The sequence below is a fragment of the Pseudomonas sp. Xaverov 259 genome, from assembly GCF_019352915.1.
Lineage (GTDB): Bacteria > Pseudomonadota > Gammaproteobacteria > Pseudomonadales > Pseudomonadaceae > Aquipseudomonas.
Map to the genome: position 1 here is coordinate 601,107 of NZ_JAAAFV010000057.1, position 13,301 is coordinate 614,407.

General features: G+C 61.2%; 12 protein-coding genes. 5 read left to right on the forward strand and 7 right to left on the reverse strand.

The features are described from left to right. Positions 1-75 precede the first annotated feature (75 nt). From fba to tkt, 6 genes are all read right to left on the reverse strand, one after another. Positions 76-1,140, reverse strand: coding sequence for a class II fructose-bisphosphate aldolase (fba, locus tag K0H48_RS25560; protein WP_003177554.1), 1,065 nt, complete (start codon positions 1,138-1,140; stop codon positions 76-78). Between the two features lie 282 nt (positions 1,141-1,422). After that, a complete protein-coding gene (locus K0H48_RS25565; RefSeq protein WP_219269762.1) occupies positions 1,423-1,758 on the reverse strand; it encodes an MliC family protein in 336 nt (111 codons plus the stop codon). Between the two features lie 62 nt (positions 1,759-1,820). Further along, entirely contained in the window at positions 1,821-2,048 is a 228-nt protein-coding gene (locus K0H48_RS25570) for a hypothetical protein (protein WP_056857743.1), read from the reverse strand. A gap of 29 nt (positions 2,049-2,077) precedes the next feature. Beyond that, a complete protein-coding gene (locus K0H48_RS25575; RefSeq protein ID WP_219269765.1) occupies positions 2,078-3,241 on the reverse strand; it encodes a phosphoglycerate kinase in 1,164 nt (387 codons plus the stop codon). Positions 3,242-3,258: 17 nt separating this feature from the next. Beyond that, positions 3,259-4,314, reverse strand: coding sequence for an erythrose-4-phosphate dehydrogenase (epd, locus tag K0H48_RS25580; protein WP_219269770.1), 1,056 nt, complete (start codon positions 4,312-4,314; stop codon positions 3,259-3,261). 166 nt (positions 4,315-4,480) lie between these two features. Continuing rightward, positions 4,481-6,478 (reverse strand): transketolase, encoded by a 1,998-nt coding sequence (gene tkt, locus K0H48_RS25585; RefSeq protein WP_219269773.1) that lies wholly within the window; start codon positions 6,476-6,478, stop codon positions 4,481-4,483. Positions 6,479-6,737: 259 nt separating this feature from the next. On the opposite strand from tkt, the gene K0H48_RS25590 reads away from it, so the two are divergent. From K0H48_RS25590 to K0H48_RS25605, 4 genes are all read left to right on the forward strand, one after another. After that, complete coding sequence (locus K0H48_RS25590; RefSeq protein WP_219269776.1) at positions 6,738-7,733, forward strand: metalloregulator ArsR/SmtB family transcription factor; 996 nt, start codon at positions 6,738-6,740, stop codon at positions 7,731-7,733. A gap of 19 nt (positions 7,734-7,752) precedes the next feature. Beyond that, positions 7,753-8,943, forward strand: a complete 1,191-nt coding sequence (gene metK / locus K0H48_RS25595) for a methionine adenosyltransferase (RefSeq protein WP_060548155.1) — start codon at positions 7,753-7,755, stop codon at positions 8,941-8,943. A 302-nt stretch (positions 8,944-9,245) separates the two neighbouring features. Continuing rightward, entirely contained in the window at positions 9,246-10,907 is a 1,662-nt protein-coding gene (ligB, locus tag K0H48_RS25600) for an NAD-dependent DNA ligase LigB (protein ID WP_219269784.1), read from the forward strand. Positions 10,908-10,976: 69 nt separating this feature from the next. Beyond that, positions 10,977-11,372 carry a DUF1090 domain-containing protein gene (locus K0H48_RS25605; RefSeq protein WP_219269787.1) on the forward strand — a complete coding sequence of 132 codons (396 nt, stop codon included), beginning with the start codon at positions 10,977-10,979 and terminating at the stop codon, positions 11,370-11,372. 6 nt (positions 11,373-11,378) lie between these two features. On the opposite strand, the gene K0H48_RS25610 is transcribed toward K0H48_RS25605, so the two are convergent. Further along, on the reverse strand, positions 11,379-11,828 hold the full coding sequence (locus tag K0H48_RS25610; protein ID WP_219269790.1) for a cytochrome c: 450 nt from the start codon (positions 11,826-11,828) through the stop codon (positions 11,379-11,381). Between the two features lie 129 nt (positions 11,829-11,957). Here K0H48_RS25610 and K0H48_RS25615 point away from each other — a divergent pair, with 129 nt between their 5' ends. Then, on the forward strand, positions 11,958-13,145 hold the full coding sequence (locus K0H48_RS25615) for a murein transglycosylase A (protein WP_219269793.1): 1,188 nt from the start codon (positions 11,958-11,960) through the stop codon (positions 13,143-13,145). The last annotated feature ends 156 nt before the right edge of the window (positions 13,146-13,301 follow it).

The following is a 13,301-nucleotide window of genomic DNA, read 5'->3' on the forward strand; positions in this document are numbered from 1 at the left end:
AACCACCTTCCGTCTGTAACGCGCAGCCACAAAAAAGCCCGCATCGCTGCGGGCTTCTTTTTAAACGCTTAAGACTTAGTTCACCTTGGCGTTCAACTCACCTTTGAGGTAACGCTGGTACATCGCTTCCAACGAGATCGGTTTGATCTTCGAAGCATTACCGGCAGTACCAAAGGCTTCGTAACGTGCGATACACACATCACGCATGGCGGTCACGGTGGCGCCGAAGAATTTACGTGGGTCAAATTCACTCGGGTTGGTGGCCATCAGGCGACGCATTGCACCGGTGGATGCCAAACGCAGGTCGGTGTCGATGTTGACCTTGCGCACGCCGTACTTGATGCCTTCGACGATTTCTTCAACCGGCACGCCGTAGGTTTCTTTGATGTCGCCGCCGTACTGGTTGATGATCGCCAACCATTCTTGCGGGACCGAGGAAGAGCCGTGCATCACCAGGTGGGTGTTCGGAATGCGTTTGTGGATTTCCTTGATGCGGTCGATAGCCAGCACGTCGCCGGTAGGTGGCTTGGTGAACTTGTAGGCGCCGTGGCTGGTGCCGATGGCGATGGCCAGGGCGTCCACTTGGGTCTTTTTCACGAAGTCAGCGGCTTCTTCCGGGTCGGTCAGCATCTGGCTGTGATCCAGCACGCCTTCGGCGCCGATGCCGTCTTCTTCGCCGGCCATACCGGTTTCCAGGGAACCCAGGCAGCCCAGCTCACCTTCAACCGAAACACCACAGGCGTGAGCCATGGCCACGGTTTGTTGGGTCACGCGTACGTTGTACTCGTAGTCGGTTGGGGTCTTGCCGTCTTCACCCAGGGAGCCGTCCATCATCACCGAGCTGAAGCCCAGTTGTATGGAGCGCTGGCACACGTCAGGGCTGGTGCCGTGGTCCTGGTGCATGCACACCGGGATGTGCGGGAATTCTTCGATCGCGGCGAGGATCAGGTGACGCAGGAACGGGGCGCCAGCGTATTTGCGCGCACCGGCCGAAGCCTGGACGATCACGGGGGAGTCGGTCTTGTCAGCGGCTTCCATGATGGCGCGCATCTGCTCAAGGTTGTTGACGTTAAAGGCTGGGACGCCGTAGCCGAACTCGGCTGCGTGGTCCAGCATTTGACGCATGCTGATAAGTGCCATTGTGTTGTCTCTCCCGGTCGAGGGTCGTTAATCGTGCAAGCCTGCCGTAGCGGCGGCTGCTATTCAAGTTATTGCAGATCAAGGGGTTAAGCTTGAGCTGCTGAATCGTTATTGCAGTGTTCGGTTCGCATTCATTTCGATTTGGAACCGGCTCTACTGTGGGAGCGGGCTTGCTCGCGAATGCGGTGTGCCAGTCACAGAATTCGTCAGCTGAACCACCGCTTTCGCGAGCAAGCCCGCTCCCACATTTGAACCTCACTACAGTTGAGATCGTGTTCTGTATTACTGGGCCCTACAGCCGCGCCCAATCAAATCATCGGTGGCGACCCAGTAAACCAGGCCTTCCTCACCTTTTGTGTGAAACGCCAATTGGCCGTCGCTGTACAGCACGCCCGAGGCGGCAACCTCTTGTTTAAGGCGATAAACCTGGTCCGCACCGCCAAGGCGTACATCCACCTCGGAACGCGCCGGGTTGGTAAAGCGCCAGTTGACCTCGGCCTTGCTGTCGCAAGTCCAGGTGGTCCATTTGTCTGCCGGTTCTGCGGCCTTGTTGAACATGTTCATGCTGCTGCAACCGGCCAACAAGGCCAGGGCTGCCAGGGCGAAAACGCCTTTCATTGCCACTCCTCGAACGACGGCCCCCAGGGCCGCCACTGCTGTCGGTTAGTTGATCAGACCCGTCATGGGCAACCCTGTTCCTGACCGTTGGGCGCGGCGTCGTATTGTTCCAGCCGTTCGTTGCCGATGCGCTTGTTGATCACCGGCATGGTTTCGGCTTGCCAGTCGGCCTGGTAGCAGCTTTTTTTCGGCGCAGCCCCAGGCGCTTGCGCCTCGGGCGCAGCGCTTGGCGTGCTGCCGCAGCCGGCCAACAGGCCCGCAGCGATCACCAGTGCCAACGACTTGATCATGGGAATGCTCCTTTTCCGGATCACGAGCCTTAACCTTTGGCTCGGGTTTCCAGCACTTCAACGGCCGGCAACACTTTGCCTTCGACGAATTCGAGGAATGCGCCGCCACCGGTAGAAATGTAGGAGATCTGGTCAGCAACGCCATATTTATCGATGGCGGCCAGGGTGTCACCACCGCCGGCGATGGAGAATGCCGAGCTTTCGGCAATCGCCTTGGCCAGCACTTTGGTGCCGTTGCCGAACTGGTCGAACTCAAACACACCGACCGGGCCGTTCCACAGAATGGTCTGGGAGGCTTTCAGCAGTTGCGCGAAGTTAGCCGCGGTTTGTGGGCCGATATCCAGAATCATGTCGTCAGCCGCCACGTCAGCGATGAGCTTGACGGTGGCTTCGGCGCTTTCAGCGAATTCCTTGGCAACCACCACGTCCACCGGCAGCGGCACGCTGACTTTGGCGGCAATGGCGCGGGCCGTGTCGAGCAGGTCTGGCTCGTACAGCGACTTGCCCACCGGGTGCCCGGCTGCGGCCAGGAAGGTGTTGGCGATGCCGCCGCCAACGATCAGTTGGTTGCAGATGGTGCTCAGGCTGTTGAGCACGTCCAGCTTGGTCGACACTTTGGAGCCGGCCACGATGGCGGCCATCGGTTGTGCCGGAGCACCCAGCGCCTTGCCCAATGCATCCAGCTCAGCCGCCAGCAACGGGCCAGCCGCTGCAACTTTAGCGAACTTGGCCACGCCGTGGGTCGAGCCTTCGGCGCGGTGCGCAGTGCCGAAAGCGTCCATCACGAACACGTCGCACAGGGCCGCGTATTGCTGGGCCAGTTCGTCGCTGTTCTTTTTCTCGCCTTTGTTGAAGCGCACGTTTTCAAACAGCACGATATCGCCAGGTTTCACGTCGACGCCGCCCAGGTAGTCGGCTACCAGCGGCACGTCGCGGCCCAGGGCTTTGCTCAGGTACTCGGCTACAGGCTTGAGGCTGTTTTCGGCGCTGAACTCACCTTCGGTCGGGCGACCCAGGTGGGAGCAGACCATCACGGCCGCGCCTTTTTCCAGGGCCAGCTTGATGGTCGGCAGCGAGGCCAGGATTCGCGCATCGCTGGTGACAACACCGTCCTTGACTGGGACGTTGAGGTCTTCGCGAATCAGTACGCGCTTACCTTGCAGATCGAGGTCGGTCATCTTCAACACGGTCATGGGTCGCAGTTCCTGAATTACTGTTGAGGTTGTTTGGTAGCGATGTGCAGATAGTGCCCTGCCACATCCAGCATGCGGTTGGCAAAGCCCCATTCGTTGTCGAACCAGGCCAGGATGTTCACCAGCCTGGGGCCGGAAACACGGGTCTGGCTGGCATCGACAATCGCCGAATGCGGGTCATGGTTGAAATCACAACTGGCGTGCGGCAATTCGGTGTAGGCCAAAAGGCCTTTGAGCGGGCCGCTGGTGGCGGCGTCGCGCAAGATCCGGTTGACCTCCGTCGCGTCAGTGTCGCTGACGGTTTGCATGGTGATATCCAGACAGGACACGTTCACCGTCGGCACCCGTACGGCTTTGGCCTGGATTCGCCCGGCAAGTTCCGGCAACAGTCGCTCGATGCCACGGGCCAGGCCGGTAGACACTGGAATTACTGACTGGAACGCCGAGCGCGTGCGGCGCAGGTCTTCATGATGATAGGCGTCGATCACCGGCTGGTCGTTCATCGCCGAGTGAATCGTGGTGATCGACACATAATCGATACCGATCGCCTGATCCAGCAGGCGCAACAGCGGCACGCTGCAGTTGGTGGTGCAGGAGGCGTTGGACACCAGCAGCTCATCGCCGGTCAGGCAATCCTGGTTGATGCCGTAGACGATGGTGGCGTCCACATCCGCCTCGCTGGCCATCGGCTGGGAAAACAACACACGCGGTGCGCCGGCGTCGAGAAAACGCTGGCCATCGCCACGGGTGTGATAGACACCGGAACATTCCAGCACCAGGTCAACGCCCAGTGTTTTCCAGTCGATGCCTTCGGGGGTGGCACTGCGCAAGACCTTCACGCAGGTGCCATTAATATGCAGACAATCGCCCTCGACCCGCACTTCGCCAGGGAAACGGCCGTGGGTGGAGTCAAAGCGTGTCAGGTATTCGATGCTGGCCATGTCGGCCAAATCGTTGATCGCCACAATTTCAAACCCGGCCGCCGCCCCTCGCTCGAACAGAGCACGCAAGACGCAACGACCAATGCGGCCGTAGCCGTTGAGTGCAACTTTGTAGGGACGCGGTTGAGGCATGGGGTTCTCGATCAACTTGGGTGAAGGGGTGAATGTGCCGCCGCCTTCGCGAGCAAGCCCGCTCCCACATTTGACCGGGTTCACAATTGCAACTGTGTGAACCCATTCAAGTGTGGGAGCGGGCTTGCTCGCGAAGAGGCCGGCACAGCCACCTCAATCTACAGCCTTAGTCTTCCAGCAGCTCTTCAGCCTGACCCAGGATGTTTTCCAGGGTGAAACCGAATTCTTCGAACAAGGCTGGCGCCGGCGCCGACTCACCGTAGGTGGTCATGCCGATCACGCGGCCTTCCAGGCCCACGTACTTGTACCAGTAGTCGGCGTGCGCCGCTTCGATGGCGATACGCGCGCTGACCTGCAACGGCAGAACCGACTGCTTGTAGTCCGCGTCCTGGGCTTCGAACAGGCTGGTGCACGGCATGGACACAACGCGAACGTTGCGGCCCTGGGCGGTCAGCTTGTCGTAGGCCTGAACCGTCAGGCCGACTTCGGACCCGGTAGAGATCAGGATCAGTTCCGGCTCGCCGATGCAGTCTTTGAGCACATAACCGCCACGGCTGATGTCGGCGATCTGCGCGTCGGTACGCACTTGGTGTTGCAGGTTCTGACGCGAGAAGATCAGCGCCGAAGGGCCGTCTTTGCGCTCGATAGCGTGCTTCCAGGCCACCGCGGATTCCACCGCGTCGGCTGGGCGCCAGCAATCGAGGTTCGGCGTGGTGCGCAGGCTAGTCAGTTGCTCGACCGGCTGGTGCGTCGGGCCGTCTTCGCCCAGGCCGATGGAGTCGTGGGTGTACACATGGATCACACGCTTCTTCATCAGCGCGGCCATACGTACCGCGTTACGCGCGTATTCCATGAACATCAGGAAGGTCGCGCCGTAAGGCACCAGGCCGCCGTGCAGGGACACGCCGTTCATGATGGCGCTCATGCCGAACTCGCGCACGCCGTAGTACATGTAGTTGCCGCTGGCATCTTCGGCCGACACACCTTTGCAACCTTTCCACAGGGTCAGGTTGGAACCGGCCAGGTCAGCCGAGCCGCCGAGGATCTCAGGCAGCAGTGGGCCAAAGGCGTTCAGGGTGTTCTGGCTGGCTTTACGGCTGGCGATGGTCTCGCCCTTGGCCGCGACTTCGGCGATGTAGGCCGAGGCTTTTTCCGAGAAGTCGGCAGGCAGGTCACCGGCGAGGCGGCGTACCAGCTCGTTGGCCAATTCCGGGAATTCGGCGGAGTAAGCAGCAAAACGCTGGTCCCACTCGGCTTCGGCGGCCAGGCCTTTTTCCTTGGCGCTCCACTCGGCGTAGATGTCAGCCGGGATTTCGAACGGGCCATGGTTCCACTTCAGCGCTTCGCGAGCCAAGGCGATTTCCGCGTCACCCAGTGGGGCGCCGTGGCAGTCTTCTTTACCTTGCTTGTTCGGCGAGCCGAAACCGATGATGGTCTTGCAGCAGATCAGGGTCGGCTGCTCGCTCTTGCGGGCGGTGTCGATGGCGGTCTTGATCTCTTCCGGATCGTGGCCGTCAACGTTGCGGATCACCTGCCAGTTGTAGGCTTCGAAACGCTTTGGCGTGTCGTCGGTGAACCAGCCTTCGACTTCGCCGTCGATGGAGATGCCGTTGTCATCGTAGAAGGCAATCAGCTTGCCCAGGCCCAGGGTGCCGGCCAGGGAAGCGACTTCGTGGGAAATGCCTTCCATCATGCAGCCATCACCCAGGAACACATAGGTGTGGTGGTCGACAATGTTGTGGCCAGGGCGGTTGAACTGCGCGCCCAGTACTTTTTCAGCCAGGGCAAAACCCACGGCGTTGGCCAGGCCTTGGCCCAGCGGGCCAGTGGTGGTCTCGACGCCCGGGGTGTAGCCGAATTCCGGGTGGCCCGGCGTGCGGCTGTGCAGCTGGCGGAAGCTCTTGAGGTCATCGATGGTGACGTCGTAGCCAGTCAGGTGCAGCAGCGAATAGATCAGCATCGAGCCGTGGCCGTTGGACAGCACGAAGCGGTCACGATCGGCGAACGACGGGTTGCTCGGGTTGTGTTTCAGGTAGTCACGCCAAAGTACCTCGGCGATATCCGCCATGCCCATCGGGGCACCGGGATGGCCGCTGTTGGCTTTTTGCACGGCATCCATGCTGAGGGCACGAATGGCGTTGGCACGCTCACGACGGCTGGGCATCGCTGATCTCCTGGGGTTTGAGTAGAAGAAACGGAAAAAAGGACCGGCATTTTCCCTCAGCCACCGCCTGCGGGCAATGACAGATAGTCACTTGGAGGTGTTTTTCCTGCGGTTTACCCGGCATTGGCTTGCAGAAACAGCCCACCGGTTCGTCTAAAGGTTATAGCGGCTGCTTATAACTACCGATTATCGACCAATATCAAAACTTTTTGATATTGGCCTTGCAGGGATTTCCACCCGTCACTAGACTGCTGGCCTTATGAACCTACCCGTGCCCTCCCTGCGTCCCGACGACGGCGATGAGCTGGCTGCCTTATGCAAGGCCGCTGGTGATCCGTTGCGCTTGAACGTATTGCGCGCACTGGCCAACGACTCTTTTGGCGTGTTGGAACTGGCGCAGATCTTCGCCATCGGCCAATCCGGCATGAGCCACCACCTCAAGGTGCTGGCCCAGGCCGAGCTGGTGGCTACGCGCCGCGAAGGCAATGCGATTTTTTATCGCCGCGCCCTGCCCCACACCGAGCTGCTCGGCGGCAAGCTGCACGCCGCCCTGCTCGACGAGGTAGACAGCCTGGGCCTGCCCAGCGATGTGCAGTCGCGCATCAGCCAGGTCCACGGGCAACGCGCCGCCGCCAGCCAGGATTTTTTTTCACGGGTGGCCGAGAAGTTTCGCGCCCAGCAGGACCTGATCGCCGGTTTGCCCCAATACCGCGAAAGCGTACTGGCGCTGTTGGACAAGCTGAGCTTCAGTGATGAAGCGACGGCGTTGGAAGTCGGCCCCGGCGACGGTGGCTTTCTGCCGGAACTGGCCCGCCGCTTCAAGCAGGTGACGGCGCTGGACAACAGCCCGGCGATGCTTGAGCTGGCGCGCCAGCTGTGCGAACGCGAAGCGCTGGGCAACGTCAGCCTGCAGCTGGCCGACGCGTTGAACGACACCAGCCTGCGGGCCGATTGCGTGGTGCTGAACATGGTCTTGCACCATTTTGCGGCCCCCGCCGAAGCCCTCAAGCAGATGGCCAATTTGCTGCAACCGGGCGGCAGCCTGCTGGTCACAGATTTATGCAGCCACAACCAGAATTGGGCCAAGGAGGCCTGCGGTGATCTCTGGTTGGGTTTTGAACAGGACGATCTGGCCCGTTGGGCCACCGCTGCGGGACTCGTTCCCGGGGAAAGCCTCTATGTAGGTTTACGTAATGGTTTCCAGATCCAGGTCCGCCACTTTCAGCGACCGACTGGCGACACTCACCATCGGTAAATATCAGGAAAACATCGAGATGAGCGAATACTCCCTTTTCACCTCCGAGTCCGTGTCTGAAGGGCATCCGGACAAAATCGCCGACCAGATTTCTGACGCGGTGCTGGACGCCATCATTGCTGAAGACAAGTTCGCCCGCGTGGCGTGCGAGACGCTGGTGAAAACGGGCGTGGCGATCATCGCCGGTGAAGTCACCACCACCGCCTGGGTCGACCTGGAGCAGATCGTTCGTGATGTGATCACCGACATTGGCTACAACAGCTCCGACGTCGGCTTCGACGGCGCGACCTGCGGCGTGATGAACATCATCGGCAAGCAGTCCCCCGACATTAACCAGGGTGTGGACCGCGCCAAGCCAGAAGATCAGGGCGCCGGCGACCAGGGCCTGATGTTCGGCTACGCCAGCAACGAAACCGACGTACTGATGCCGGCACCGATCACCTTCTCGCACCAGTTGGTACAGCGCCAGGCCGAAGCACGTAAATCCGGCGTGCTGCCGTGGCTGCGCCCGGACGCCAAGTCCCAGGTGACCTGCCGTTACGAAGGCGGCAAAGTGGTGGGTATCGACGCCGTTGTACTGTCGACCCAGCACAACCCGGACGTGTCCTACGCCGACCTGCGTGAAGGCGTGATGGAACTGATCGTCAAGCACGTGCTGCCTGCCGAGTTGCTGACCAAAGACACTCAGTTCCACATCAACCCGACTGGCCAGTTCATCATCGGCGGCCCGGTGGGCGACTGTGGCCTGACCGGTCGCAAGATCATCGTCGACAGCTACGGCGGCATGGCCCGTCACGGCGGTGGCGCGTTCTCGGGTAAAGACCCTTCCAAGGTTGACCGCTCGGCGGCCTACGCCGGTCGTTACGTGGCCAAGAACATCGTCGCAGCCGGCCTGGCCGAGCGTTGCGAGATTCAGGTTTCCTACGCGATCGGTGTGGCCCAGCCTACGTCGATCTCGCTGAATACCTTCGGCACCGGCAAGATCAGCGATGACAAGATCGTCAAGCTGGTGCGTGAGATCTTCGACCTGCGCCCGTACGCCATCACCACCATGCTCGACCTGCTGCACCCGATGTACCAGGAAACCGCAGCCTATGGCCACTTCGGTCGTACCCCTGCGCAGAAGACTGTCGGCGACGACACCTTCACCACCTTCACCTGGGAAAAAACCGACCGCGCCAACGACTTGCGCACGGCCGCCGGCCTGTAAGCCCGCGCTATACAAAAGCCCCGCCGGATTCATCCGGCGGGGCTTTTTATTGCCTGCGCCTTTAAAGCTGCACAGGAGCAGCTCAACAAAGGTTGTAACAAACTGGCTGAATCCCGAGCCAAGGTCGATGCCAAGCAACAAATACAGGACACCAAGATGGAAAAGAACGGTGCCGTGAAGGCATTGGGCGGCCTGTTCAAGTCACTGGAAACACCCAGTAAAAAGCCCCGCCCTGCCGGGGCTTTTTTGTGGCCGCCGGGATCACTTAGGCTGGGCGTCCCTTCCGAGCAAGGATGCTCATCATGCGTTTACTGATTGCCCTTGTACTCAGCGCCCTGGCGTTTCTGGCCTGGGCCGAAGACTGCCCCGAAGAGGCCCGCTCACAGGTCGGCACCCTGGCTGAACAGATCAAGCTGTGGGATGACAGTTACCACCGGCTCGGTCAGTCCCCGGTCAGCGACGAGCTATACGACCAGGCCCGACAGCGCCTGGCGCGGTGGCACGCGTGTTTTGCGCCAACGCAGTCGACGGCGGACAACCCGCTGGCAGGTGCGCGCGGTACACGGGCGCACCCCGTCGCTCATACCGGCCTGGAAAAGCTGGTGGATGAACAGGCCGTGGGTGAGTGGCTCAAGACACGCCAGGACGTCTGGGTGCAACCCAAGGTCGACGGCGTTGCGGTGACGCTGGTGTATCGCAAAGGCCGCCTGAGCCAGCTCATCAGCCGTGGCGACGGCCTGCTCGGTCAGGATTGGACAACCGCCGCGCGCAAGATCCAAGGCATTGTCCAGCAACTGCCCGAGCCCATCGACCTGGTGCTGCAAGGCGAACTCTATTGGCGCCTTGACGATCATGTGCAGTCCGAACACGGCGGGCTCAGTGCTCGCAGCAAAGTGGCCGGGCTGATGAATCGCCGACAGTTAAGTGAGGCCGAGGCCTCCAGGATCGGGCTGTTTGTCTGGGCCTGGCCCGACGGCCCGGCAGACTTCAGCACGCGCCTGGCCACCCTGACGCGATGGGGCTTCACCGATAGCCGTCGCTACAGCCACCCCGTGCAAAACCTCACTGAAGCCGCGCACTGGCGCCGTTACTGGTACAACCATCCACTGCCCTTTGCCAGCGATGGCGTGGTATTGCACCAGGCCCTGCACGCGCCCGCCAACCGCTGGCAAGCCAGCGCGCCTTACTGGGCGGTGGCCTGGAAATACCCGGTAACCAAGGCGTTGGCGCTGGTGCGCAAGGTGCAGTTCAAGATCGGCCGCACGGGGCGTATCACCCCTATTCTGGAACTGGAGCCGGTGCGGCTGGACGATCGGCAAATCCGCCGCGTCAGCGTCGGCTCCTTGAAGCACTGGCATGCGCTGGACATCCGCCCCGGCGATCAGGTCTCCATCAGCCTTGCCGGGCAAGTGATTCCGCGCTTGGAGCAAGTGATCCTGCGCAACGAGACCAGGGTGGCGGTGCAAGTGCCCGATGCGCGCAACTTCCATGCCTTGAGTTGCTGGCAACTGGACCCCGGCTGCGAGGAGCAATTGCTCGCGCGCCTGACCTGGCTGAGCAGCAACCAGGGGCTGGCCCTGCCCTATATGGGCCGCGAAACCTGGAACGCATTGATCCAGGCCGGTCTAATCGCAGGCATTCTCGATTGGTTAACCCTGGATGCGGCAGAGCTTGCTAACATTGACGGCTTCGGGGATCGCCGCCGTGCCCGGGTGCTCGACAGCTTGCAAAGCGCGCGACAACGGCCCTTTGCACAATGGTTGAAGGCCCTGGGCGTACCGCCTTCGGCACGTAACGATCTGGAGGGAGGCTGGCAGGCCCTGGCCGCCAAAGACACTCAAGCCTGGCTGGCTGCCGATGGCATTGGCCCGGGCCGCGCGGCGCAATTGAGCGCTTTTTTTCGCGACCCGCAAGTACAAGCGTTAGCTGAAACATTACGTGTGGCCGGAATTGACGGGTTTTAAGTCCAACCGAGCTACCTTTTAACCCGGCAGAATTCACCCTGCCATCTTATTGCGACCTTGGAGCCTCATATGAAATTTCTAGCCCCACTTGCCTTGTTGACCGCCGTGAGCTTTACGAGCATGCCGCTGCTGGCCGCCGAAGAAGTGCCGGAACTCACTGGCTGCGCCGCCAAGAGCCAGGCTATCAGCGCACAAATCGAACAAGCCAAGGCCCATGGCAACAGCGCACAACAAGCCGGCCTGGAAACAGCCCTGAGCGAAGTCACCGCCCACTGCACCGACGCATCCTTGCGCAAAGAACGCGAGAACAAGGTGCTCGACGCCAAGCACGAAGTCAGCCGCCGTCAGGCCGACCTCGACAAGGCGATGAAAAAAGGCGATGCCGACAAGATCAACAAACGCAAAGACAAGCTCGCTCAGTCGCGCAAGGAACTGCAAGACGCCGTCGAAGAACTCGACAAATAAAACCGGTCAGTGGTCGCGAAACTGTTTATGGCAGGCCGTGCAGGCATCTTCGACTTTCTGCACCGCAGGCCCCAGGTTGCTGGCCTTGTAGGGCTGCACCTGGCTTGCGACCACCAATTCACTGGTGGCCGCTTCAAGGTTTCGAGCCAACTCCTGGAAGCGTGCCTGCTGTTGCCACACCGTGTCCTTGGCGCTGGTGTGATCTTCCTCGCGCACACTCGGGAAATGCTTCCACGGTTCGTGGGACAAGGCATCGAGCTTGACCGCGCCTTCGGCGAACTTCGCGCCGTCGAACGGGATACGCCCACGCAGCATGCCGCCCAGGTCTTCGCCGGTCTTGAGCATCTGCTTGAAGATGGCCTTGCGTTGGCCCAGGGGCGAATTCGGATCGACACCGCCGCAGGCGGACAAGGTCAGGCAGGCCAGCAATACCACGGTCAGTTTTTTAAAAGTCATGATGGCTTCAAGGTCACGGGAAACGGCGGCCAGTATCCTCGCCCCGCCCGCAAAGACCAATAGCCCTATTAATAATAAGGGTTGCCTGAATGCGCTGCGGCGCAGGCAACCGCTTCAGGAATTACGTGCATGAATATCACCTTGAAACGCTGGAGCCGCCGAATGGTGTGGGCTCTGCCGATGGTTGCACTGTTGGCCGGTTGTGATGGCGGCAAAGACGCTGGCAAAAAAGAAGAAGCGGCCAAGCCCCATGCCGTCGCCACCTATGTCAGTGCACCGTGGGAAGCGCTGCCGGCGGTGTCCGACGGCGACCTGCTGGCCGGCTTTGAATCCTGGCGCAGTGCCTGCCAGCGCCTCAAGGCTGATCCAGTCTGGGGCGCGACCTGTGCCGCCGCCGCCACCGTACCGGGCGATGCCGTTGCCGTGCGCGGTTTTCTCAAGGAGCGCCTGGATGTGTTCGGCCTGCGCTCGGCCGACAACACACCCAATGGCCTGATCACCGGCTACTACGAGCCTGTCTACCCCGGCAGCCTGACCGAAACCGCCACTGCCCATGTGCCGGTGTACGGCGTGCCGGATGACCTGATCATCGTCAACCTGGAAAGCATCTACCCGGAACTCAAGGGCAAGCGCCTGCGCGGCCGCCTCGAGGGCCGCGTGCTCAAGCCGTATGACGATGCCAGCACCATCAACGGCCAGGGTTCCTCCGCCAAGCCGATTGCCTGGCTGACCAACCCGATGGACCTGCAGTTCTTGCAGATCCAGGGCTCCGGGCGTATTCAACTGGCCGGTGGGCGCCAACTGCGCGTCGGTTATGGCGACCAGAATGGCTACCCCTACCGCCCCATCGGCCGCTGGCTGGTGGAGCAAGGCGAGCTGAAAAAAGAAGACGTGACCATGGGCGCCATCAGCGCCTGGGCCAAGGCCAACCCAGAGCGCATTCCGCAACTGTTGGCGAGCAACCCCAGCTACGTGTTTTTCAGCGCCCGCCCGGACAGCAACGAAGGCCCGCGTGGTTCACTGAACGTGCCGCTGACGGCGGGTTACAGCGTGGCAGTGGACCGCAAGGTGATTCCGCTGGGCAGCCTGCTGTGGCTGTCGACCACCCAACCCGATGGTTCGCCCATCGCACGGCCCGTTGCCGCACAGGACACTGGCGGCGCGATCACCGGTGAAGTGCGCGCGGACTTGTTCTGGGGCACCGGTGATGCGGCGGGTGAGTTGGCGGGGAATATGAAGCAGCAGGGGCAGATCTGGATGTTGTGGCCCAAGGGCGTGGCGTTGCCGCATGTGCCGGATGCGCCAGCGGGCACCTGACAGACTGCTGAGATGCAAAGTTGGGAGGGAATTGTGTGGAGGCATATGTGGCGAGCGGGCTTGCCCCGCGTTGGGCTGCGCAGCGGCCCCAATAAGAGCAACGAGTTCTTTCAGAAAGAGCTCAGTGCCTGTTTTAGGGCTGCTTCGCAGCCCAAC

Excerpts from the sequence above, each read along its gene's own strand:
- fba (WP_003177554.1), bottom strand. The coding sequence starts at position 1,140 with ATGGCACTTATCAGCATGCGTCAAATGCTGGACCACGCAGCCGAGTTC.
- K0H48_RS25565 (WP_219269762.1), bottom strand. The coding sequence starts at position 1,758 with ATGAAAGGCGTTTTCGCCCTGGCAGCCCTGGCCTTGTTGGCCGGTTGC.
- K0H48_RS25570 (WP_056857743.1), bottom strand. The coding sequence starts at position 2,048 with ATGATCAAGTCGTTGGCACTGGTGATCGCTGCGGGCCTGTTGGCCGGC.
- K0H48_RS25575 (WP_219269765.1), bottom strand. The coding sequence starts at position 3,241 with ATGACCGTGTTGAAGATGACCGACCTCGATCTGCAAGGTAAGCGCGTA.
- epd (WP_219269770.1), bottom strand. The coding sequence starts at position 4,314 with ATGCCTCAACCGCGTCCCTACAAAGTTGCACTCAACGGCTACGGCCGC.
- tkt (WP_219269773.1), bottom strand. The coding sequence starts at position 6,478 with ATGCCCAGCCGTCGTGAGCGTGCCAACGCCATTCGTGCCCTCAGCATG.
- K0H48_RS25590 (WP_219269776.1), top strand. The coding sequence starts at position 6,738 with ATGAACCTACCCGTGCCCTCCCTGCGTCCCGACGACGGCGATGAGCTG.
- metK (WP_060548155.1), top strand. The coding sequence starts at position 7,753 with ATGAGCGAATACTCCCTTTTCACCTCCGAGTCCGTGTCTGAAGGGCAT.
- ligB (WP_219269784.1), top strand. The coding sequence starts at position 9,246 with ATGCGTTTACTGATTGCCCTTGTACTCAGCGCCCTGGCGTTTCTGGCC.
- K0H48_RS25605 (WP_219269787.1), top strand. The coding sequence starts at position 10,977 with ATGAAATTTCTAGCCCCACTTGCCTTGTTGACCGCCGTGAGCTTTACG.
- K0H48_RS25610 (WP_219269790.1), bottom strand. The coding sequence starts at position 11,828 with ATGACTTTTAAAAAACTGACCGTGGTATTGCTGGCCTGCCTGACCTTG.
- K0H48_RS25615 (WP_219269793.1), top strand. The coding sequence starts at position 11,958 with ATGAATATCACCTTGAAACGCTGGAGCCGCCGAATGGTGTGGGCTCTG.